Origin of the sequence: Alkalihalobacillus alcalophilus ATCC 27647 = CGMCC 1.3604 (assembly GCF_000292245.2) — a bacterium.
Lineage (GTDB): Bacteria > Bacillota > Bacilli > Bacillales > Bacillaceae_D > Alkalihalobacillus > Alkalihalobacillus alcalophilus.
The window spans coordinates 1-21,880 of sequence record NZ_ALPT02000069.1; the positions used below are offsets into that span (position 1 = coordinate 1).

At 32.9% G+C, this 21,880-nt stretch carries 19 protein-coding genes and 3 pseudogenes; 20 read left to right on the top strand and 2 right to left on the bottom strand.

The features are described from left to right. Positions 1-434: 434 nt before the first annotated feature. The 19 genes and pseudogenes from BALCAV_RS15950 to BALCAV_RS16040 all read left to right on the top strand — a co-directional run. Positions 435-1,205 carry a tyrosine-protein phosphatase gene (locus BALCAV_RS15950; protein ID WP_003320926.1) on the top strand — a complete coding sequence of 257 codons (771 nt, stop codon included), beginning with the start codon at positions 435-437 and terminating at the stop codon, positions 1,203-1,205. Between the two features lie 259 nt (positions 1,206-1,464). After that, complete coding sequence (galU, locus tag BALCAV_RS15955; protein WP_003320925.1) at positions 1,465-2,352, top strand: UTP--glucose-1-phosphate uridylyltransferase GalU; 888 nt, start codon at positions 1,465-1,467, stop codon at positions 2,350-2,352. A gap of 64 nt (positions 2,353-2,416) precedes the next feature. Beyond that, on the top strand, positions 2,417-4,237 hold the full coding sequence (locus tag BALCAV_RS15960; RefSeq protein ID WP_003320924.1) for a polysaccharide biosynthesis protein: 1,821 nt from the start codon (positions 2,417-2,419) through the stop codon (positions 4,235-4,237). A gap of 148 nt (positions 4,238-4,385) precedes the next feature. After that, positions 4,386-4,775, top strand: a complete 390-nt coding sequence (locus BALCAV_RS15965; protein WP_003320923.1) for a type IV pilin protein — start codon at positions 4,386-4,388, stop codon at positions 4,773-4,775. 660 nt (positions 4,776-5,435) lie between these two features. Next, complete coding sequence (locus BALCAV_RS15970) at positions 5,436-6,116, top strand: PIG-L deacetylase family protein (protein WP_003320922.1); 681 nt, start codon at positions 5,436-5,438, stop codon at positions 6,114-6,116. 21 nt (positions 6,117-6,137) lie between these two features. Then, positions 6,138-6,962, top strand: coding sequence for a formyltransferase family protein (locus BALCAV_RS15975; protein ID WP_003320921.1), 825 nt, complete (start codon positions 6,138-6,140; stop codon positions 6,960-6,962). Then, the gene (locus BALCAV_RS15980) at positions 6,962-7,621 is read left to right on the top strand and encodes a sugar transferase (RefSeq protein ID WP_003320919.1); all 660 of its coding nucleotides are present in this window, start codon (positions 6,962-6,964) and stop codon (positions 7,619-7,621) included. The genes BALCAV_RS15975 and BALCAV_RS15980 overlap by 1 nt, the downstream gene beginning before the upstream one ends. Beyond that, positions 7,618-8,493 (top strand): NAD-dependent epimerase/dehydratase family protein, encoded by an 876-nt coding sequence (locus tag BALCAV_RS15985; RefSeq protein WP_003320918.1) that lies wholly within the window; start codon positions 7,618-7,620, stop codon positions 8,491-8,493. Before BALCAV_RS15980 ends, BALCAV_RS15985 begins: the two co-directional genes overlap by 4 nt. Before the next feature lies 1 nt (position 8,494). Then, entirely contained in the window at positions 8,495-9,730 is a 1,236-nt protein-coding gene (locus BALCAV_RS15990; protein WP_003320917.1) for a glycosyltransferase family 4 protein, read from the top strand. Position 9,731: 1 nt separating this feature from the next. Then, positions 9,732-10,751: a nucleoside-diphosphate sugar epimerase/dehydratase gene (locus tag BALCAV_RS15995; protein WP_003320916.1), complete on the top strand. Its 1,020-nt coding sequence runs from the start codon at positions 9,732-9,734 to the stop codon at positions 10,749-10,751. Then, entirely contained in the window at positions 10,751-11,860 is a 1,110-nt protein-coding gene (locus tag BALCAV_RS16000) for a capsular polysaccharide biosynthesis protein CapF (RefSeq protein ID WP_003320915.1), read from the top strand. The genes BALCAV_RS15995 and BALCAV_RS16000 overlap by 1 nt, the downstream gene beginning before the upstream one ends. Positions 11,861-11,864: 4 nt before the next feature. Next, the gene (gene wecB / locus BALCAV_RS16005) at positions 11,865-12,989 is read left to right on the top strand and encodes a non-hydrolyzing UDP-N-acetylglucosamine 2-epimerase (protein WP_003320914.1); all 1,125 of its coding nucleotides are present in this window, start codon (positions 11,865-11,867) and stop codon (positions 12,987-12,989) included. A 1-nt stretch (position 12,990) separates the two neighbouring features. Further along, on the top strand, positions 12,991-14,034 hold the full coding sequence (locus BALCAV_RS16010) for a glycosyltransferase family protein (RefSeq protein WP_003320913.1): 1,044 nt from the start codon (positions 12,991-12,993) through the stop codon (positions 14,032-14,034). 34 nt (positions 14,035-14,068) lie between these two features. Then, the gene (locus tag BALCAV_RS16015) at positions 14,069-15,205 is read left to right on the top strand and encodes a hypothetical protein (protein ID WP_040324122.1); all 1,137 of its coding nucleotides are present in this window, start codon (positions 14,069-14,071) and stop codon (positions 15,203-15,205) included. Between the two features lie 178 nt (positions 15,206-15,383). Next, a complete protein-coding gene (locus tag BALCAV_RS16020) occupies positions 15,384-16,658 on the top strand; it encodes a glycosyltransferase (RefSeq protein ID WP_003320911.1) in 1,275 nt (424 codons plus the stop codon). Between the two features lie 171 nt (positions 16,659-16,829). Next, positions 16,830-17,030 (top strand): hypothetical protein, encoded by a 201-nt coding sequence (locus BALCAV_RS16025; protein ID WP_040324123.1) that lies wholly within the window; start codon positions 16,830-16,832, stop codon positions 17,028-17,030. A gap of 98 nt (positions 17,031-17,128) precedes the next feature. Further along, the gene (locus tag BALCAV_RS16030; protein ID WP_152563060.1) at positions 17,129-17,938 is read left to right on the top strand and encodes a hypothetical protein; all 810 of its coding nucleotides are present in this window, start codon (positions 17,129-17,131) and stop codon (positions 17,936-17,938) included. Positions 17,939-18,155: 217 nt separating this feature from the next. Next, positions 18,156-19,568 (top strand): lipopolysaccharide biosynthesis protein, encoded by a 1,413-nt coding sequence (locus BALCAV_RS16035; protein WP_003324686.1) that lies wholly within the window; start codon positions 18,156-18,158, stop codon positions 19,566-19,568. Positions 19,569-19,724: 156 nt separating this feature from the next. Next, positions 19,725-20,009 (top strand): annotated as a pseudogene (locus BALCAV_RS16040) (NAD-dependent epimerase); the annotation flags it as partial. Between the two features lie 309 nt (positions 20,010-20,318). On the opposite strand, the gene BALCAV_RS16045 reads toward BALCAV_RS16040, so the two are convergent. Together BALCAV_RS16045 and BALCAV_RS16050 are read right to left on the bottom strand one after the other, a co-directional pair. Further along, complete coding sequence (locus BALCAV_RS16045; RefSeq protein ID WP_003324688.1) at positions 20,319-20,582, bottom strand: hypothetical protein; 264 nt, start codon at positions 20,580-20,582, stop codon at positions 20,319-20,321. Positions 20,583-20,610: 28 nt separating this feature from the next. Next, positions 20,611-21,006 (bottom strand): annotated as a pseudogene (locus BALCAV_RS16050) (ATP-binding protein); the annotation flags it as partial. A 149-nt stretch (positions 21,007-21,155) separates the two neighbouring features. Here BALCAV_RS16050 and BALCAV_RS16055 point away from each other — a divergent pair. Beyond that, positions 21,156-21,880 (top strand): annotated as a pseudogene (locus BALCAV_RS16055) (IS21 family transposase); the annotation flags it as partial.

The window sequence follows — 21,880 nt, forward strand, 5'->3', positions numbered from 1 at the left end:
TTCTTAAGTCTTATAACGAATAATAATGATTCTTGATTAAGTAAAACATTTAGAAGAAAAGCTTGATCCGGATGAAAGTAGCATTCTGTCTCTAATAAGTATGGTTTTTCAAGGAAATGATAGGAATTCGTCACAATCTGTAGTATTTTAGTAGTAACATGTAAATTTCCATTTTGTTGGTGAGAATGATAGAAAAATGACTATACAATGTAAAAATATAGTTATATAATATTTAGGACTTTTCTATTAAAAAAATTAATTATTTTCCAATAAAGTTAAAATATCCATGATCATCCAGTAGTTTAATGACGATTTCGTGGTATATTTGTAAGTATATGTTTAATATTTAGTGCTTTTTTATTGAAATGATTCTCGTATTGTATGACCAAATGGGTTCCATGTAAGGTTTAGAAGAATGTTTAGGAGGGTTTACCATGATCGATCTGCATTGTCACATCTTGTCTGAACTTGATGATGGACCGAAAACGATAGAAGAGAGTTTATTAATGGCAGAGGCTGCAGTAAAAGAAGGGATTACTTCGATTGTTGCGACCCCGCATTATGCTCATCCTTCATTCTCTAAAAATGAAGCGAAACGAGTCAAAGTAAAAGTAAAAGAATTAAATCAAGAGTTAAGTGTTCGCAATATTCCGTTAATAATATACCCAGGGCACGAGCTACGAATTCATGGAGAGTTAGTAGAGGAATTAACAAACGATACCGCCTTAACGATGGCGGGACTCGGAACGTATGTATTTATCGAATTTTCATCCAACCATGTCCCGCGTTATGCGGCTTCTTTATTTTATCAGTTACAAGTTGCCGGTTATTATCCGGTCATTGTCCATCCAGAACGGAACAGTGAACTGGTACAGAACCCAACGCTTATATATGATTTTGTTAAAAGTGGTGTCTATACCCAAATTACAGCCTCTAGCTTAACGGGGGATAATGGCAAAAATATTAAAAAATTTACGGAACAACTCATCGAATCGAATTTAACCCATTTTTTAGCTTCAGATGCACATAATACAACAACGAGGCCTTTTCGAATGAAAGAAGCTTATGAAGAAATGAAACAAGAGTTTGGACGAGCTACAGTGGAATTGTTTCAAGAGAATGCCGAGCGATTACTGGAAAATCGAGCACTAATTGTTGATGATCCTGAGCCGATTCGTCGTAAGAAAATATTAGGAATCTTTTAAAAGATGTTTTGAGATAAATAGACAAAAGGTAATGTCTCCTAACCTATATCGATGGAGATACTCGGCTATGCTGTGGGCTTACTGAAAAGGTGAGCCTTAGGTGCTTTTGTCACCAATGGTATAGTGTGAGGTCGGGTTAAATGCCCTTTTTTTATTTTGATTAAAAGTTTAAGAAGAGGTTTCTAATGAACTAGAAATTTCTTTTTAAGAGATTAATCTAATGCTACATATAAAAATACAATTGAGGGAAGTGAAAGCTATGTTAAAAAAAGTAAAGAAAGCGATTATTCCCGCTGCAGGATTAGGAACAAGATTTTTACCAGCTACAAAAGCGATGCCAAAAGAAATGTTGCCAATTGTTGATAAACCGACGATTCAGTACATTGTTGAAGAAGCGGTTGAAGCTGGTATTGAAGACATCATTATCGTAACCGGAAAAGGGAAACGGGCGATTGAGGATCATTTTGATCATGCTTTTGAGTTGGAACAAAATCTGTTAGAGAAACAAAAATTAGAATTACTTGATAAAGTCGTGGAAACGTCAAATGTTGATATTCATTATATTCGTCAAAAAGAACCAAAAGGGTTAGGGCATGCAGTTTGGTGTGCTCGTAAATTTATTGGGGACGAGCCATTTGTCGTATTATTAGGAGATGATATTGTTCAAGCAGAAACACCATGCACAAAGCAACTTATGGATGTTTATGAAGAAACAGGTACATCTGTCATTGGCGTTCAAACCGTACCAAATGAAGAGACACACAGATACGGGATTGTCGCACCACTCACTCAAAATGGCCGCATTTATCAAGTGGGCAACTTAGTTGAAAAACCAAAACAAGGAACAGCTCCTTCTAATTTAGCGATTATGGGCCGTTATTTATTAACACCAGACATTTTCTCATACTTGGAAAATCAAGAGACAGGTGCAGGTGGGGAAATCCAATTAACAGATGCCATACAAAGACTAAATGAGGATAAAGGAATCTCTGCTTATGATTTTCAAGGGACTCGCTATGATGTTGGAGAAAAATTAGGATTTGTTTTAACAACGTTAGAGTTTGCCATGCAACGTCCTGAATTAAAAGATAATTTAGTTGAAGCAATGAAGCAATATGTAAAACAAGAAGAGGGAATGAAACATTAAATTCGCCTTCTTCGGAGATTTTATCGCATAAGTCACTAAAGAGTGGAAGGGGATAGGTTTCAATATGTCTTATAAAAAAAGACTGCTTTATTTAATTTTAATAGACTCCTTGATTGTATTGACTTCAGTATTTGTCAGTTTCTTCTTATTAAGTCCGGGAGGTAATCTATTATCCCCGATATTAATAACAAGTTCGCTCGTTTTATTAGCGGGTCACCATTTGTTTGCTGCTTTTTTTAAACTGTATAAACGAGCGTGGCAATATGCGAGTGTTAATGAGTTAACGAGTATTTTCTATGCGGTCACTTTTTCGGTGATGATCAGTGCCTTTACACAAGTTATCTTCTTTGGTGAGTTGTTTCTCCGAACGTTATTTATTACATGGATGATGCACATTATCTTGATTGGTGGATCCAGATTTGCTTGGAGACTTTATCGAGATACATATATGAAACCGAAATTTAAAGGGAAACGTACATTAATTATTGGAGCTGGAAACGCTGGAACAATGATCGTCAGACAGCTGAAGCATAATGATAAACCAGAGCTTGATCCGGTCGGTTTTGTTGATGATGATATTAATAAAATGTATTTAGAGATTTTAGATGTACCAGTCTTAGGAAATGTCCAAGATATTACAAGGCTAGCAGATGAATATAAAATTGAACATATCGTCATTGCGATTCCTTCATTAAATAGACAGGAACTGCAACATATTTTCCAAGAGTGCTCAAAGACAGAAGCAAAAACGCAAATTCTTCCGAGGATTGAAGACTTGATGTTAGGAAATGTATCGGTTAATCATTTTAAAGATGTAGAAGTCGAGGATTTACTCGGGCGAGACCCGGTTAAGCTAGACATTGATGGCATTGCTGATTACATTACAAGTAAAACTGTGCTTGTCACAGGTGCTGGTGGCTCGATTGGTTCAGAAATTTGCCGTCAAATCGCCCGTTTTTCTCCGCAAGAACTTGTCCTATTAGGTCATGGCGAAAATAGCATTTATTCGATTGAAATGGAACTAAGAAGAAATATTCCGGACTTAAACATCGACACAGAAATTGCTGATGTACAAGACAGGGAAAAAATCTTTACGATTATGGAACAAAGAAAACCACATGTAGTCTTTCATGCAGCAGCTCATAAACATGTTCCTTTAATGGAAAGAAATCCAGAAGAAGCAGTTAAAAACAATGTCGTTGGGACAAAGAATGTGGCTGAAGCATCAAGTGCAAATGGCGTCAACACATTTGTGATGGTTTCAACCGATAAAGCTGTGAATCCAACGAGTGTAATGGGAGCTACGAAACGAATTGCGGAAATGATTGTTCAACATATGGATATGATTAGCGAGACCCGTTTTGTGGCCGTGCGCTTTGGGAATGTATTGGGAAGCCGAGGTAGTGTTATTCCTTTATTTAAAGAACAAATCAAGAATGGTGGTCCTGTAACAGTCACACATCCAGATATGATTCGTTATTTCATGACGATTCCTGAAGCGTCGCGTCTCGTCTTACAGGCAGGCTCGCTTGCCCAAGGAGGAGAAGTGTTTGTTCTAGATATGGGAGAACCTGTTAAGATTGTCGATTTAGCGAAGAACTTAATTAAATTATCGGGGTATACGGAAGAAGAAATTCCGATTGTATTCACGGGAATGCGTCCGGGTGAGAAGATGTTTGAGGAGTTGCTTGGTGCGGATGAGGTTCATCAAGAACAGGTTTATCCGATGATTTATCGTGGGAAGACGCCGCCGGTTAATATTAATGTGACTTATGATTTGGTCGAAAGATTTATGGATAGTGATCGTGAGTTATTGAGACAAGAGTTATTGGATATTGCGAATTTTCGGGTTGGCGGGTTGAGGGTTTTGAATGCGGTAAAGTAAAGTAGTAATAAAATTTAAAGCCATTTCCTACTTTGCTTGGACGGGAAATGGTTTTAGTTTTGAAATCGTAGAGGCTGGAGAGGTAAGTAGCAACTATGAACAATTAACTAAAGAGCCTTAGAGCATTAAATTAAGGGTGGTTGTTCTAGTGAAAAAGTTAAATAAGCTGAACAAACCTCTATCCTTTTCGAATCAAAAAGGAATTGGAGATAGAGGACTTACTTTAATTGAATTGTTGGTAGTTGTTACAATTATGGGGGTTATTGCAGGAATTGCTGTTTATTCTTATGTGAGAATAATTGAGAAAACGGAAGAAGATGTTTGTGATGCAAATGCATTATTGCTTAAAAGAGAGTATGAGAGAAGCTTAGTATTAGAGAATATTGATCATTCAGATGTTTTTTTCGCTTCATTTTTAATGGGTTCTAGTGTAGAGTCATGTGAAGGTTGTGAGTTTACTTATGAGGATGGGGACGTGTTGTGTAATAAGAGGACTGAGGGTGATAAGGATGAAAATGGAGAGGTGCCGTTTTTTTGATGTTTATGGGGGGGTGGTGGGGAAGTCAGAATGGTTAAGAAATGAATGCTATATGTGGTGTTATTTTTAGCGATTAATTAATAAAATGCATAATATATCGATTCTACCTATTGCTCATACTGGTCTTGTGACGATTAGAGAAAGATAAAACGCTAAAAATGGATTTGAAAATGTTGATTTGACGGGGGTTTTGGCAACCTGAAATATGGAAAAATATAGAATGAACATAGAGAACTGACAATCATTATCAGATAACATGCTGGAAACCTTGAGACATAAGTAAGGTTTTCGAGTGTTTTTGGTTGTTTTTAAGAGTTGATTGAATAGTAATTTAATAGGAAGAAACACGGTTGAGATAAGCGTTAAAATTAAAAAAACTTCGTGATTGAATGTTGTTGATTGAATAGAAATTACGAGGTGGGTATTGTAATACGATAAGAAAACACAATATGTAGTATGCGAATTATGGTTTTTTAGTTGTGACATACTATATGTTGATTTATTCATCTATACCGCATATTGAATATTCGGTACGAGGTGGCTATTGATATTAGATGAGTTTAGTAGGTTAGTAGTTGGTTGGAAGCCTTCCAGTTAAGTGCTAAGTTACTAAGAAATTATTAAATCATAGAGATTAAAAACATAAGCGAGGTAAATGATATGTCATATTTAGTTGTTATTGCACATCCAGACGATGAAGTTTTAGGAGCGGGTGCTACTATGTATAAGTTAGCACAAGAAGGGCATTCCGTAAATGTCTGCATCCTTTCAGGTGATGTTAACGCTAGAAACTTCAGACCAAGCATGGAAGAGTTAAACGAAGATGTAAATAGTTCTATGAATATTTTAGGTGTTGATAGAGTCATTACTGGTGACTTTCCAAACATTGAATTTAACATGGTCCCACATTTAAAACTTGTACAGTTTATTGAAAATGCAATTATTGAAACTGGTGCGGATGTAATTTTAACACACCATCCAGCGGACTTGAATAACGATCACCTACACACTTCTCTGGCTTGCCAAGCTGCATCTAGGTTATTCCAACGAAGAAGTGATGTTAAACCTTTAAAAGAACTACTCTTCATGGAAGTTCCATCATCAACAGAATGGGGACTTAACAAAACCATGAATCAGTTTTCACCGAATACTTTTATAGAAGTTGGTGAAGAAAGTGTTGATAAAAAGATAGAAGCTCTAGCTCAGTATCGTGGAGTAATGAGAGACTATCCTCATCCTAGAAGTAATGAGGCAATCAAAGGATTAGCAGCCTACCGTGGTGGGCAAGCTGGGATGGTTTATGCTGAGGCCTTTGAAAGTGTATTTCGACGTGGATTCTAGATAAAGAGAGGATGAGATAAGTTGAAGAAAAAGATAGCTTTTGCTACTTGTGTACAATTAGGTCTGAGTTGTATTGAAGAAATATATCGCATCGGTGGTAGCTTAGATTTACTTATCACGCTTAAGGACGAAAAAGCGAAGAATAAGTCGGGAAGAATTTATTTAGATGAAATTGCAACTGAACATAATGCGCCCATCTTGAAGATAGATAATATCAACGATCAAGAGGTTCTTAGTGTTCTAAAAGAACATCAGATTGATTGGTTGTTTATTATTGGTTGGTCGCAAATTGCTCGGAAAGATGTACTCGAAACACCTACGTATGGTTGTATCGGTATGCACCCAACTTTATTGCCAGTCGGTCGAGGAAGAGCAGCAATACCTTGGGCAATTATCAAAGGGTTAGATGAAACGGGTGTTACTATGTTTAAGTTGGATGAAGGTGTCGATACCGGTGATATTATCGGACAAGGGGTTATTAAACTAGATCAGGACACTACAGCAACTGAGCTATATCAAAAAGTGGACGATATGCATATTACCCTTATTGCAAAGTATTGGAATGATATCGTAAATAATAATATTACACTTACAAAGCAAAATGACGCGGATGCTACTGAATGGCCAGGGAGAAAGCCAGAAGATGGTGAGATTTTAAGCGGCATGACTATGGATGAAGCTGGTAAGTTGGTCAGAGCTGTTACACATCCGTATCCAGGAGCTTTTTATAAAGATGGAGATAAAACGATTAGAGTTTGGTCAGCGAAGACTGATAAAAACGATGGTGGTATAAAACTTAGCGATGGGTATTTAATTCCTATTGATTATGAGATTGAGGGATTGTAATGGAAGGAAAAAAGTTTCAGAGATTTACTAAACGTATAATTGATATTGTGGTCTCCTTAATAGTTCTTTTAGTATTTTTACCACTGTGGATTATAGTAGCTATCTTAATAAAGGCAACTTCAAAAGGACCTGTACTTTTCTTACAAGAACGACCTGGATTAAACCAACAAATTTTTAAAGTATATAAATTCCGTACGATGAAACCGGGATCAGAAAAAATGGTTAAGGGTCAAGAAGTAATGAAAGACGATGATCGTGTAACTGCAATTGGTAAGCTACTTAGAAGAACGAAGATAGATGAAATTCCTCAAGTACTAAATGTATTAAAGGGTGAAATGAGTCTAGTAGGGCCAAGGCCTGAAAGAGTAGCATCTCTCGCAGACTACGATGATGAAATTTCAAAAAGACTTAACATGAGTCCGGGAATGACAGGCTTAGCACAAGTGAGCGGTAACATCTACCTGTCCTTAGAAGATAGATACAAGTTTGATGTTTATTATGTAGAAAATTTTAGTGTGTGGCTAGATATAAAGATAATTTTTAGAACTGTTGGCGTTGTTTTATTAGGAGAAGATAGATACGTTAACAAGTACTTAGTTGACATTAATCTAGGAGCTATAGAGGTAGCAGCTACTAAAGAGGAGACTGTTTCAAAATGAAAAAGGTACTTGTAACAGGTATTAATAGTTATATAGGCACGTCTTTTATTAAATGGGTTTCACAATATCCTGATAAGTATTTAGTAGATTCAATTAGTTTACGAGACGAACAGTGGAAAGAACAATCATTTAAAGATTATGATGTAATATTTCACACCGCTGCAATTGTTCATGTAAAAGAAAATGAAACGGATCAGTATTTTAAAGTGAATCGGGATCTCACTATAGAGTTGGCTAAAAAAGCCAAAAAAGAAGGAGTAAAACAGTTTATATTTTTAAGTACGATGGGGGTTTATGGTACGGAGACAGGACACATAACAATTAATACGATTCCTGTACCAAAGACACCTTATGCAAAGTCAAAATTTGAAGCTGAGCAACTCCTTGAAAAACTAGGGGATCATAACTTTCAGATTGCAATCTTAAGACCACCAATTGTATATGGTATGAATTGTCCTGGGAACTATAGCAGACTTGCAACCCTGGCTTTAAAAGCACCATTCTTTCCTAATATAAATAATGAGCGTAGCATGATATATATTGATAATTTATCTGAATTCATAAGGTTATTAATCGTTCACGAAGCTAGTGGGTTGTACTTTCCACAAAATAAGGATTATGTAAATACAACCGAGTTAGTAAAGACTATTGCACAAGCTCATGGAAAAATATTAAATGTAACAAGCATTTTCAATTGGGCTGTTTCAATAGGCCTTAAACAGTCAGAGACATTTAGAAAGGTCTTTGGCTCTTTTGTTTATGATAAAGAAATAGCTGGAAGTCCAGGGACTTTACTGAACAGTCAGAGTATAGATTACGAGACTACATCTTTTAAGGACACTATTATAAGAACTGAAGGTAGGGAGCGATGAAATGAGTAAAAAGAAAGATGTTTTATTTTTATGTCAGTATTTTTACCCTGAATATGTTTCGTCTGCTACACTACCTTTTGATACTGCAGTGGCCCTTAAGGAAGCTGGATTTTCAGTCGGTGCGTTATCAGGTTATCCAAAAGAATATAATTTAAATGATGAAGTACCATTGAAAGAAACTTATAAGGGTATAGAAATAAGAAGGTTAAAATATATTCAACTTAAACGAAGTAACATTATTGGAAGGCTAATTAACTATTTTTCTTTCACTTTTTCTGTTGCTTTGCGTATCAATGAATTAAGAAAGTATAGGGTGGTAATTGTTTATTCTAACCCACCAGTATTGCCGTTAGTTGCAGCTCTAGCTTCAAAGCTCTTTAACACTAAAATTGTTTTCGTAAGCTATGATGTTTATCCGGAGATGGCTCATATAACAAATAGTATTTCAGAAGGTAGCATTATAAGCAAAATGATGAAATTAGTTAACAAGAGTGTTTTCAAACATGTAAATAAAGTAGTAGCTTTATCGAATGAGATGAAAGCATATCTACTTAACCATAGATCAAAATTATCTGAAGAACAGGTTGAAGTAATCCCAAATTGGTATGAGGATAAAGGAATATCTGATGCAAAAGATGCATCAAGAAATAAATTATTTCATTCGATAAAAAAAGATGGCAATCTTATAGTTTCCTATTTTGGGAATATGGGGATTTGTCAGGATCTTGATACGCTAGTCGATGCAATTCGTCAATTCAAAGATGATAGTACAGTTCAATTTGTATTCGCTGGACATGGGAATAAAATGGAAATATTAAAAGATATAGTAGAAAAAGAAAAATTAGATAATGTTAGTATTTTTGATTTTTTACATGGTCAAGACTTTCAGGATGCACTTAATATTAGTGACTGTTTTATCGTAAGTTTAGCTAAAGGTTTAACGGGACTAGCTGTTCCGAGTAAAACCTATAGTTACATGATGGCAAGCAAACCTGTAATTGCTATTATGGGAGAGGATTCTGATATAGCTAAGGATTTAACAGAAAATAATGCAGGCTATGCAATGGAAGTTGGAGAAAGTTCAAAATTGGTAAATTCAATTAAAGAACTTTGTGATGATAAAGAGAAATGTAGAAATATGGGCGAGAATTGCAGGAATGTTTTCCTTAAAAAGTACACTAAAGAACATTGTACTCAACAATATGTGAATATAATAAAAAAATTACTGGAGGACTAATATGTTTAAGAATAAAACTTTATTAATAACAGGTGGTACAGGTTCATTTGGGAATGCAGTTATGAAGAGGTTTTTAGATACCGATATAAAAGAGATTCGTATTTTCTCAAGAGATGAAAAGAAGCAAGATGATATGAGGAAACTTTATAAAAATGATAAACTTAAGTTTTATTTAGGAGATGTTCGTGATTTAGCTAGTGTAAAAAATGGAATGTATGGTGTTGATTACATCTTCCATGCGGCAGCTCTTAAACAAGTACCTTCGTGTGAGTTCTTCCCATTGGAAGCTGTAAAAACAAATGTCATTGGGACGGAAAATGTTCTTACAGCAGCTATTGAAAATAGTGTAAAGAAAGTCATTTGCTTGTCTACAGATAAAGCTGCGTATCCAATAAATGCAATGGGGATATCAAAAGCGATGATGGAAAAGGTATTTGTAGCTAAATCAAATACAGTAGATCCAAATAAAACTCTTATCTGTGGTACACGTTATGGGAATGTTATGGCCTCTAGAGGTTCTGTAATTCCTTTATTTATTGAACAAATAAAAAATGGACAACCTCTAACGATTACTGATCCTAATATGACTAGATTCCTAATGAGTCTTGAAGAAGCTGTTGAACTAGTAGTATTTGCATTCGAAAATGCTGAAGCAGGAGATATTATGGTTCAAAAATCGCCAGCGTCGACTATTGGTGAGTTAGCACAGGCGCTTAAGGAATTATTTAATGTAGATAATGAAATCAAAGTCATAGGTACACGTCATGGTGAAAAGTTATATGAAACTCTACTTACTAGAGAAGAACATGTTGTTGCTCAAGATATGGGTGGCTTCTATCGAGTCCCTGCTGACAAGAGAGATCTTAACTACGATAAGTATTTCGTAGAAGGTGATCAGAAGTTATCTTCAGAAGACGAGTACAACTCTCATAATACTGAGAGATTAACTATTGAGTCAATTAAAGATAAGTTGTTAATGCTAGACTATGTTCGTGAAGAGTTGAAAGGCTGGAATAAATAATGAAGATACTCGTCACTGGTGCAAGAGGCTTCGTGGGTAAAAACCTAATCGCAGAACTAAAAAACCGAAATTATGGGGATATCTTTGAATATGGTAGAGAAACAGATCCTTCATTACTTGATGAATATTGTAAAGAAGCTGATTTTGTGTTTCATCTTGCCGGAGTAAATCGTCCTAAGGATCAGTCTGAATTTATGGATGGCAATTATGGTTTTACATCAACATTATTAGATACATTAAAAAAACACCAAAATACTTGTCCAGTAATGATTTCTTCGTCGACTCAATCGATACTGGATAACCCATATGGCATTAGTAAAAAAGCAGGCGAGGACTTGATTTTTGGATACAGTAAGATAACAGGTGCAAAAGTACTGGTTTATAGACTCCCTAATGTTTTTGGAAAGTGGTGTAAACCTAATTACAATAGCGCAGTAGCGACTTTCTGCCACAATGTAGCTCACGAATTACCGATTAATGTGCATGATTCTAGTGTAGTAATGAACTTAGTCTATATTGATGATGTTGTTGAAGAACTTATCAGAGCCTTAAAGGGAAAAGAAAATAAAATTGAAGAATTTTGCGAGGTTCCAGTTGTTTACAAAGTTACTCTAGGTGAGGTCGTTGACTTATTATATTCATTCAAAAAGAGTCGTGAAGAACGTTCAATTCCTGATATGTCTAATCTATTCACGAAGAAGTTATATAGTACGTATTTAAGCTATTTGCCAGAAGATAAGTTTAGTTATGAACTTAAGATGAATCTAGACCAGAGAGGGTCTTTCACAGAATTTATTAAAACTCCGGATAGAGGGCAGGTTTCTGTTAATATCTCTAAACCCGGTATAACAAAGGGAAATCATTGGCACCACACAAAGAATGAGAAGTTCCTTGTGGTAAGTGGAACAGGTGTTATCCGATTTAGAAAAATTGGTACAGAAGAAATTATTGAATATTTTGTTACTGGAGACAAAATGGAAGTTGTAGACATACCTACTGGCTACACACATAATATTGAAAATCTAGGTGATACCGATATGGTTACGATCATGTGGGCAAATGAGTATTTTGACCCTAAAAGGCCAGACACCTATTTCTTGGAGGTATAATTAGATGAAAAAATTAAAAGTCATGACAGTAGTAGGTACTAGACCAGAGATTATTAGACTATCAGCTGTTATAAATAAATTAGAAGAATCAAATGCTATAGAACACATTTTAGTCCATACAGGACAAAACTATGATTATGAATTAAATGAAGTGTTTTTTAACGATTTTAATTTAAAGAAGCCGGATTATTTTCTTAATGCTGCCACTGGAACCGCAGTAGAAACGATAGGTAACATTCTTGTGAAAATTGATCCTATTATGGAAGAAGTAAAACCAGAGGCTGTCTTGGTCCTTGGTGATACGAATAGTTGTTTATGTGCAATAGCTGCTAAGAGAAGACATATTCCAATCTTCCACATGGAAGCTGGAAACCGTTGTTTTGATCAAAGAGTTCCTGAAGAAACGAATAGAAAAATTGTAGATCATACTGCGGATATCAATTTAACCTATAGTGATATTGCTAGAGAATACCTTCTTAAAGAAGGGTTTCCATCTGATAGAATAATTAAAACAGGAAGTCCTATGTTTGAAGTTCTCAACTCAAGAAAAGAAGATATTGAGAAGTCTGATGTATTAGAAAGATTAGAACTTGAGAAAGGAAACTATTTTGTAGTTTCAGCACATAGAGAAGAGAATATTAATTCAGAAACTAATTTCCTAGACCTTGTTGATAGCTTAAATGCAGTTGCGGAAAAGTATAATATGCCAGTAATTGTAAGTACACACCCTAGAACTAGAAATATGATTAATACTAAAGGGATTGAGTTTAATCCATTAGTAAAAACAATGAAACCTTTAGGATTTAATGATTATGTCAAACTTCAAATTAAAGCTAAAGCCGTTCTTAGTGATAGTGGAACAATTAGTGAAGAATCTTCGATTCTTGGGTTTAGAGCACTTAATATTAGACAAGCCCATGAGAGACCAGAAGCGATGGAAGAATCTGCTGTAATGCTGGTAGGATTGAAGGTAGAGAGAATATTACAAGGGTTAGAGGTTTTAGAATCACAAAAAGTAGATACATTGAGGATTGTTGAAGATTATAAAATGCCAAATGTGTCAGATAAAGTATTAAGGATAATACTTTCTTATACTGATTATATAAATAGAGTTGTATGGGGTAAATAGAATGAAGATTGCTCTTATTTGTCCTTCGAATATGATGTATATGCCATATATAGACAATTATATTAAAATTCTTCAAGAAAGTAATTGTAATTACGATATAATATTATGGGATAGGTTCCATTTAGACTCTGCTGAAAATAAGTATCAATATAGAGACTCCAAGATAGGACATAAAAGAAACTATTTTGATTATTTAAAGTATAAACATTTTATAAAAGAAAAATTAACGGAAACAAAGTATGAAAGAATTATCGTGTTTGGCTTGCAAATATCATATTTTTTATACCGAGACCTTATTAACAACTATTCAGAAAAATATATAATTGATATTAGAGATTATAATAGGATTTCTAAATTTTGTAACTTAAAGAAGCTTATTGAACACTCTTCCTTTACTGTTATTTCCTCGCTAGGATATAAAAAATGGCTTCCAGAAAGTAATAAGTTAGTATTAAATCATAATACTAATTTGGAGAGCGTAAATCTGATTAATGAGTTCCAGTTAAATTTAACTAAGAATGAAATAAATATAGCGTATATTGGGGCTTTGAGAGATTACAATATTAATATTAATTTTATTAATGCTCTAAAAAATTCTAAGAACTTTAGATTAGAGTATCACGGACATGGAGAAATAAATAATGATTTAATTAATCATTTGGAAAAATATAATATAAAAAATGTCTTTCTTACAGGTAAGTATCTTCGAGAAGAGGAACCAAGCTTATATTTAAAAAGTAGCTTAGTTAACGCGTTAATACCAAATAATGACATAAACAGTAAAACATTGATGCCGAATAGATTTTATAATGCTGCAATATATGGAAAGCCTGTTATTTGTTACAGTGGAAGTTTTTTAGCTGAACAAGTCAAGAAATACTCTTTAGGACTAGTAATCCAATCTTTTGGTACTCTAGAAATAAAGATAAGAGAGTATTTAAATAATTTTAACCAGGCAGATTATGAAAGTGGAAGAAAACTTTTCCTAAATGAAGCAATTAACGACAATCGAAATTTTAAACATAAGCTAGAAGAATTTATTTGAAGAAGGTTATCTTATTTAGATTGTAGGTGCACCTATGTTATTTAAGAATTTAAAAATTCTTTATACTATTATCATTCTAACATTACCTATTACATTTCAATATTCCTCGGTTGTACCAGGGATAAGTTTAGGAGAGTTATTCTTAGTAGGTGTAGTATTTTTGTGCTTAATCTATATGATGCTAAGTAAACAAAAAATTAAGCCTATTAGTTTTCTAAAAAACCCATTTTTTTGGCTTGTTATATATATAATATTCATCTCTTTAATTTCCGGAATGATACAAGATACTTTTTCATTAACTACGGTTTCTACTCGAATAATTAGGTTTGTTTTTTATACCATTTGTGCAATAATTATTTCCAGCCAGTTTTTCGATTTCACCTATGGAATTAAGATATATAAACGTTTTGTGATTTTAGCTACATCTTTCTTAATGGTACAAATTATTTTATATCACTCTACTGGTTTTATCCTTCAGGGGACGATCCCTGGCGCTAACATGGTTAATGATTTTAGTTATGATAGAATACAAGAATCTCTTAGTCGTTTTTATAGACCTATGTCATTTTTTACAGAACCTGGCTATTATGCGCGGTATGTACTTCCGTTTCTAGCATTTTGTTTGTTTTCATCAAAACTTCATGCAAAATATAGAACTGATATGGGCAAAGCCATTTTTATTACTATTGGTCTTTTTTTGTCTGGGTCAGGTCAAGGCATATTATTAGGTATATTTTTATGGGCAGGATATTTTATTACAAAAGGCGTAGATATCAGTACATTTAGAATTAGAATAAGATATTTAATAGGAGGATTAGCACTTCCTATTATTAGCTTTTTTATTCTTCAATTTGATCACATTCAAAGAAGTCTTGATAGGTTATGGGGAGGACCAATGGCCTCTTCAAACCTTAGAGTATATCGTGGATTTGCAGTTTATGAGCAATTCCCATTATTAGAAAAGTTCATAGGTGTAGGTTACGGTAATTCTGGAAATTATATTGAAGCTCACGGGATATATACACAGTATGATTTTCCAGGAATGCCAGAATATATGAATAGTGTTGCTTATATTTTAACTGGGACCGGCATAATTGGCTTACTAATTTTACTTTGGACTTTTGTATTTATGTACAAAAAACAAAAGGTTTTTATAAGGCGGTTGCTATAGTATTTATCATTTTATGTGTCCAGGGGGGAATATTGATTTCTTCTAATATGATATTTTATGTATCTATTATTATGGCAGGGACTTATTCTATAAAGGTACAAAATGAAAACGGATATATAAATTCGAGGTTAAAACAGCAGACCCCAGCATGAAAAAATAATGAGAGGTTTGATACAAAATGGAAAATGTACTCGTCATATTAGGATCATATTTTCCTAAACCATCACCAAATGGAATTTGCGTTCATAAAGTAGCAAAGGAATTGCAAAAAGAAGGAGTAAAAATAACTGTCATTGCAAAACAGTCTTCCGGTTTAACCGAATACGAAAATATTGATGATATAGATATATATAGAGTAAGAGGTAGATGGTTTAATAGGGTTATGGACTGGTGTACTAAAAATAAAGAGAAGAAATATGAAAAAATTGTACGAAAATCTTTACTGTTTTTAAATAAGATAAAAAGTATTTTATGTTTACCTATTTGGCCTATACTTTCACCAATGTATTCATGTAGATTGTATAAAAAGGCAAAAGAATTACATCGGGGAAATAATTATGACCATGTTATTTCTGTATATAATCCCATAGATGCATTAGTAGCAGGTGTAATGCTCAAAAAAAAATTTAAATCAATTAATCTAAATTTATATTTTTTGGACACACTGTCTGGTGGTATTGTACCAAAATATTTAACAAGAGACTGGTTGAAGAAGCGTGGATGGTTTTGGGAAAGTCGATTTTTTGGTGTGGCAGATAATATTTATGTTATGGAATCTCATAGAGAACATTATTTAAGTAATACGTATAGAAATTTTCATCATAAGATTGATGTAGTAGATATACCATTGTTAAAGAAAATAGAACATAAAGAGAAAGAGGGGCAATTAAATTTAGATTTTTGTAAAGAAAAAATACACTTTGTATATACAGGTATGCTCTTAAAGCAACTTAAAAATCCTAGTTATATGTTAGCTTTATTTAAAAAATTATCGGATCGCTATAATTGCGTTTTTCACATATTTGGTGGTGGAGACTGCGAAGATATAATAAAAAAATATAAAAATAAAATGGCTGATGGAGCAATCATTATTCATGGTCAGGTGGATTTACAAAGTGCACATAATGCATTGTTAAAGTCTGATTTTTTAATCAATATTGGAAGTTTAGTCGATTGTCAAATTACAGGTAAAATTTTTGAATATGTTTCTACTGGAAAACCAATTATAAGTTTTTACAGTTCGGAAAGTGAGCCAAGTATTCCGTATTTGGAAAAATATCCATTATCACTCTTAATCAAAGAGGATTGGGAAAAAGTTGATGAAAATTGTTTGAAGGTTAGTGAATTCATTGAAAGCGTTAAAGGGAAAAAAGTGAAGTACGAACAAGTTGAGAAAATATATTATAATAACACACCTGTCCAAACAGCCAAAAAGATAGCAAAACTATATTAATTACTGCCACCGAAATGTACTACAAATGACATGGTTTATATCATAGAATTCCTTTGGCCGTATTCATAAATTAGACTTATAGAATAATTTATATTTATGAAGATTTTTAATGATGAAAAAAGCTATTGAAAAATAAAAATTTCAATAGCTTTTTTTAATAAAGGAGAAAATATGTTAAATAAATTATTTAATTATATTAATAAGAAAAGAAAGCTTGTAGAATCTTTTCGTAGTAGTGCTAAGTACTTATCATCTGGTAAGTACTGCTTTGATGATAATTTGACATTTATGTATTTAAAAGATGATGAGTTAAAAAAACACTATAAAAGTTTATTTGAAAAAAAACTTTTAACAATTCGTTATATAGCTTAATTATCAAAATATTAAGAATAACTATATTTAGCAAAGAGTATAAAGTTTATAATAAAAAAAAGTTAGTGAACTGTGAAGATTTTGCTGGGACAGTATACTTGCCGGCAAATAATAATGATGTTAATAAAGATATTAGAATATTTGACTTCTCTAATAAAAAAGTACTTACAATATATGCAGAAGCCGAAAACTTTAAAAAGAAGTTAAGTACCTATGATAATTTTAAAAAATTTTTTTTAATGCCAAAAATACTTTGGTTTGACAATGATAATATGTTAATTATAGAAGAGTTAATAGATTATATGCCTAAAATAGATTGGAAAAAAGAAGATTCTTCATATGTTGTAAATGTAATTATTAACAATTATTTAGATTATTTTAAAGCAGTTCAAAGTAAAGAAAAATTTATTATAAAAACGTCTGAAAGTATGATAGAAAATCTCTCCACAGATATAAATTTTTTAGATTTTTATAAAAGAAATAAATTTTATTTAAATGGCTTATCAGGCACCTCTTTACCGTATCTAAGCTTACATGGAGATATGTGGTTCTATAATATCTTATATACTAAAGAAAAGAATTGCTACTTTATTGATTGGGAACATAGTAATCAATATATGTTATTTTATGATTTCTTTTGGTTTATGCAATATGAAGCTACTTACAATCAAGACTTTACTTATATTGATAACTATTTTACTGGAGTTTATGATAATTTTCTTAAAGAAGGGTTAGAAATTTTTAATTTATCTTTTAATAAACAGGACAAACTGGATTATTTTATCGCTTTTGTATTAAATGTATTTAGTACCAGAATTATCAAGTCTGATGAAAATACTAAAAAATCCACTTATAATCAATTTTCAAATTTGTTAGAAATGATAAAAGAGAAATATAAAAATATATAAAAAATAAATTGGTAACTCATTGATAATTTATTGTTAATTAGTTTTTTGAAGAAAAGCAGATAAAAAAATGAGTATATTAGTATATTTAGTATAAAAATGCTAAATGGAGAGATTCAAAAAATATCATATTATAAATCTAAAATATTTTTAATTTAAATTGTGAATTTTTGAATACATTTATAGTTTACCTATATGCTGGCTAGACTGGAGTTATTATATGAAAAACCTAAAATCTTTTTTTAAAGTTGTAACGTCCAATATGATAGTAATGGTTTTAGGTATCGTTACTACTTTATTAGTTCCTGTAATACTTGGTCCTGAAGAATTTGGTTACTGGCAATTATATGTCTTATATTCTTCATATGTAGGACTTTTTATTTTGGGATACAATGATGGTATATATTTAATATACGGTGGGAAGAAATATGAAGACCTTAATTATACAAAATTTAGTTCGTATTTTTACCTTTTGTCTATATATTTACTATTAATATCTTTTTTATTTATTATTATGGTACCTTTTATTGCTCAAGGTGAACGGCAATTCGTACTCTACGGTGTTTCTATTGTTTTAGTATTACAGTGTTTAAATAGCTATTTTATATTAATAAATCAAGCAACAGCAAGGTTTAATATTTACTCAATAATAAATGTGGTAGAAAAAATTGTTTTCACGATCTTAATAATATTAAGTATGGCTCTAACTAGAATAGATTTCGAGCTTGTTATTAAATTTTCATTAATCTCTAAAAGTATTGTTTTAATTGTTAATTTAATTTTTGGTTATAGGTTAATTTCCGCTTTACCAATAATTAACAAACAAATATTTAAAGAAATATTAATAAACATGAAAGCTGGAATATTTTTAACATTTTCCGGTGTTATTTCTATGTTAATGACAGGTATGGGTAGAATAGTTGTTGAAAGGACATTAGGGGTTCTGCAGTTTGGATATTATTCCTTTGCTTTTTCGGTACTAACAATAGCAATACAGGTTATTGTAGCAGCTTCTGTAGTACTATTTCCAATGCTACGTAAAAGTTCTGTTGAAAAGTTGTTTGAACTCGGTTTCATATTTGATAGGACTTTAGTATATATTGGTATTTTTGCAAACTTATTGTATTATCCCGTTTATATTTTAATAGAAATGTTCTTACCACAATATACTCCTTCTTTGTCTGCTATCTTATTCATAATACCAATAATTATTTATCAAAGTAGAATTTCTATTGTTTATAATACTATTTTTAAAGTTCTTAGATATGAAAGGAAAATACTATATAACGGTTTATTAAGCCTTTTATTTTCTGCTATTGTTACAATACTATTGATATTAAGTGATTTAACTATTAGTAAAATGGCATTAGGAACGTTATTGACATATGCATTTTGGTACTATATTTCTAACTTTTCATTAAGTTCACGTGCAAGTGCAAAAAGTAAGTTTAATATTAGTTATATTGATGTTTTATCTGTTTGTTTATTTATCCTTTTAAATTTATATAGTGATTTAACGTTTAGCTTTACAATGTATACTTTATATTTAATGTTTTTGATAGGTTATAAAAGAAGTGAATTAAAAAAAATAATCAGATTTTATTTTAATAAAACAAAAACTTCGTCACTGTGACTCTGATGTTTTGGATTACAAGGGGAACATTGTGGAAAAATAATTACGTGGGGACGTGTCCTACGGCAAAAAAATGAAACTTCACTAGTTACATCTTTTTTTACCTATTAATAGGTAAGCGTAAAATACAATAATACCCACACTTTTATCGGTAAACCACCGGTTGATGCTGTCCCTCACAAGGTGTTTAACATCGGCAACAACAGTCCGGAAAAGCTGATGACGTTTATTCATACCTTGGAGAAGACACTAAGTAAGGCTTTAGGAAGAGAAGTGCAGTTTGAAAAGGTGTTTGAACCAATTAAGCCAGGAGATGTTCCAGCTACGTATGCTTCAACTGATTTATTACAAGAAGCTGTTGGCTTTAAGCCGAAAACTTCGATTGAAGAAGGGTTGCAACAGTTTGCTGATTGGTATGTTGATTATTATAAGAAGAAGTAAGATTGAAATTACTAAAACCCGCTGAGCAATGGCTTGGCGGGCTTATTCGTTTCGATTTTTCGCTTTAAAGAGTTAATATGTGTAAGTGACTTAATGAATAATACATTTAACAGATATTCATTGTAACACTGTTATTTTCAAATTAATTAAAATGGTGAATATTTCGGTTGAAGAGTGCCACCAAATCGGACAAATAGAACCATCTTCACGGTGGAAGAGAACCATTGTCACGGTGGGAGGACCACTATATATACATGACAGAGGGAAAGGTTTTACCTCCACTCTGTCAATAGGTGTTATATGGTTACTTTACTCATACCGAAAGAATAATTCAATGTATTCCCTATGCTTAATATAGGCATGGTAATCATCAAAATTTTCATAGATATCACTGTGGAGTTCTGGGTATGGTAGTGGTTTGTATTTTGGTGAAGTAAAGTTCACTTCTTTGCGAAGTTCGATGATCATCTTTTCCAACTTCTGTGAGTAAAGTAAGAGATCAACTATAAGTTTCGCACTCTCTTGTTCCTGACTTTCAGGGTGTCTATCTTGTTCAAAACCAGATTCCTTCATGACTCATACCTCCTTATAGGTCCATCGTTTATTTTTTATTTAAGCCGTATCGTTCTCTCATGGAAACTTCGCCATCAATAAACACCGTATAAGAGTCATGAACAATGCGGTCTAAAATAGCATCTGAAATCGTACTTTCCCCAATTCGCTCATACCATTCACCAGGCGAAAATTGAGAACAAAAAATAGTAGAGGCTGCTTGGTGTCTACTTTCTATAATTTCTAATAGGTCTCGTTCCTGTGTGTCTACCAATGGCGATAATAGCCATTCATCCAAAATAAGAAGGTCAACTTTCTTGTATTGTTTAATCGTTTTTTGAAAGGTTCCTTGCCCTCTGGCAATGGCTAACTCTTCGAGTAAATCTGGTAGTCTCACATACTTTACTTTATAAAATCTTCTACAAGCAGCCATTCCAAAAGCGTTAGATGTAAACGATAAACTAGAATCAACAGTTTTCAACAAATAAGAGCAAACAGAATTCAACAAATAAGACTCAACAGTTCACCTTAATTAAATAGCTTTCTATATACTTAAATTAGTCTATAGAAAGTGAGGAACAGGGAGTGGAAAAGTTGAGTATTTATAATGAAGTTCATCGACTTCGTCGTAATGGATTTTCCAACAGTGCGATTGCCAGAAAATTAAAAATATCAAGGAATAGGGTGATAGAGTATGGAAAAATGTCTCCAGATGAATTCTACTTGTTCTCTATCTCGTTACAGAACAGAAGTAAAAAACTTGATCCCTTTCGGGAAGAAATCCTAAAGTGGCTAAAGGAACATCCTGATCTCACAGGAGCTCAGGTATTCGATTGGTTAGCAGAAAGGCTAGATGTCAGCTTCGTTGCAGAGGGAACAGTAAGAAGCTATGTAAACGATTTACGGGAAGCCTATCATATTCCTAAAATACTTTCTGAAAGAGAGTTCAGTGCGGTTCCGGAGCTTCCTATGGGACAGCAGATTCAAGTAGATTTTGGACAAAAGAGAATGCCCACATCGGACGGGACGTACAAGAGACTTTACTTCATAGGGTTCATCTTAGCCAGCTCAAGATACAAATATGTGGAGTGGTTGGACCGGCCATTTCAAACAACGGATCTTATTCGAATGCACGAAAATGCTTTTCGTTATTTTGGTGGAATGACCATTGAAATGGTCTATGACCAAGATCGCCTATTGGCAGTAAGTGAAAATGCGGGAGATCTTATTATGACAGCCGAGTTTACGAGATATCAACAAACAAGAAAGTTCAAAGTTTACCTTTGCAGGAAGTCAGATCCTGAATCAAAAGGTTATGT

Bases quoted from the DNA above. Each gene is read 5' to 3' on its own strand.
- BALCAV_RS15950 (WP_003320926.1), top strand. From the start codon at position 435: ATGATCGATCTGCATTGTCACATCTTGTCTGAACTTGATGATGGACCG.
- galU (WP_003320925.1), top strand. From the start codon at position 1,465: ATGTTAAAAAAAGTAAAGAAAGCGATTATTCCCGCTGCAGGATTAGGA.
- BALCAV_RS15960 (WP_003320924.1), top strand. From the start codon at position 2,417: ATGTCTTATAAAAAAAGACTGCTTTATTTAATTTTAATAGACTCCTTG.
- BALCAV_RS15970 (WP_003320922.1), top strand. From the start codon at position 5,436: ATGTCATATTTAGTTGTTATTGCACATCCAGACGATGAAGTTTTAGGA.
- BALCAV_RS15980 (WP_003320919.1), top strand. From the start codon at position 6,962: ATGGAAGGAAAAAAGTTTCAGAGATTTACTAAACGTATAATTGATATT.
- BALCAV_RS15985 (WP_003320918.1), top strand. From the start codon at position 7,618: ATGAAAAAGGTACTTGTAACAGGTATTAATAGTTATATAGGCACGTCT.
- BALCAV_RS15990 (WP_003320917.1), top strand. From the start codon at position 8,495: ATGAGTAAAAAGAAAGATGTTTTATTTTTATGTCAGTATTTTTACCCT.
- BALCAV_RS15995 (WP_003320916.1), top strand. From the start codon at position 9,732: ATGTTTAAGAATAAAACTTTATTAATAACAGGTGGTACAGGTTCATTT.
- BALCAV_RS16000 (WP_003320915.1), top strand. From the start codon at position 10,751: ATGAAGATACTCGTCACTGGTGCAAGAGGCTTCGTGGGTAAAAACCTA.
- wecB (WP_003320914.1), top strand. From the start codon at position 11,865: ATGAAAAAATTAAAAGTCATGACAGTAGTAGGTACTAGACCAGAGATT.
- BALCAV_RS16010 (WP_003320913.1), top strand. From the start codon at position 12,991: ATGAAGATTGCTCTTATTTGTCCTTCGAATATGATGTATATGCCATAT.
- BALCAV_RS16015 (WP_040324122.1), top strand. From the start codon at position 14,069: ATGTTATTTAAGAATTTAAAAATTCTTTATACTATTATCATTCTAACA.
- BALCAV_RS16020 (WP_003320911.1), top strand. From the start codon at position 15,384: ATGGAAAATGTACTCGTCATATTAGGATCATATTTTCCTAAACCATCA.
- BALCAV_RS16025 (WP_040324123.1), top strand. From the start codon at position 16,830: ATGTTAAATAAATTATTTAATTATATTAATAAGAAAAGAAAGCTTGTA.
- BALCAV_RS16035 (WP_003324686.1), top strand. From the start codon at position 18,156: ATGAAAAACCTAAAATCTTTTTTTAAAGTTGTAACGTCCAATATGATA.
- BALCAV_RS16045 (WP_003324688.1), bottom strand. From the start codon at position 20,582: ATGAAGGAATCTGGTTTTGAACAAGATAGACACCCTGAAAGTCAGGAA.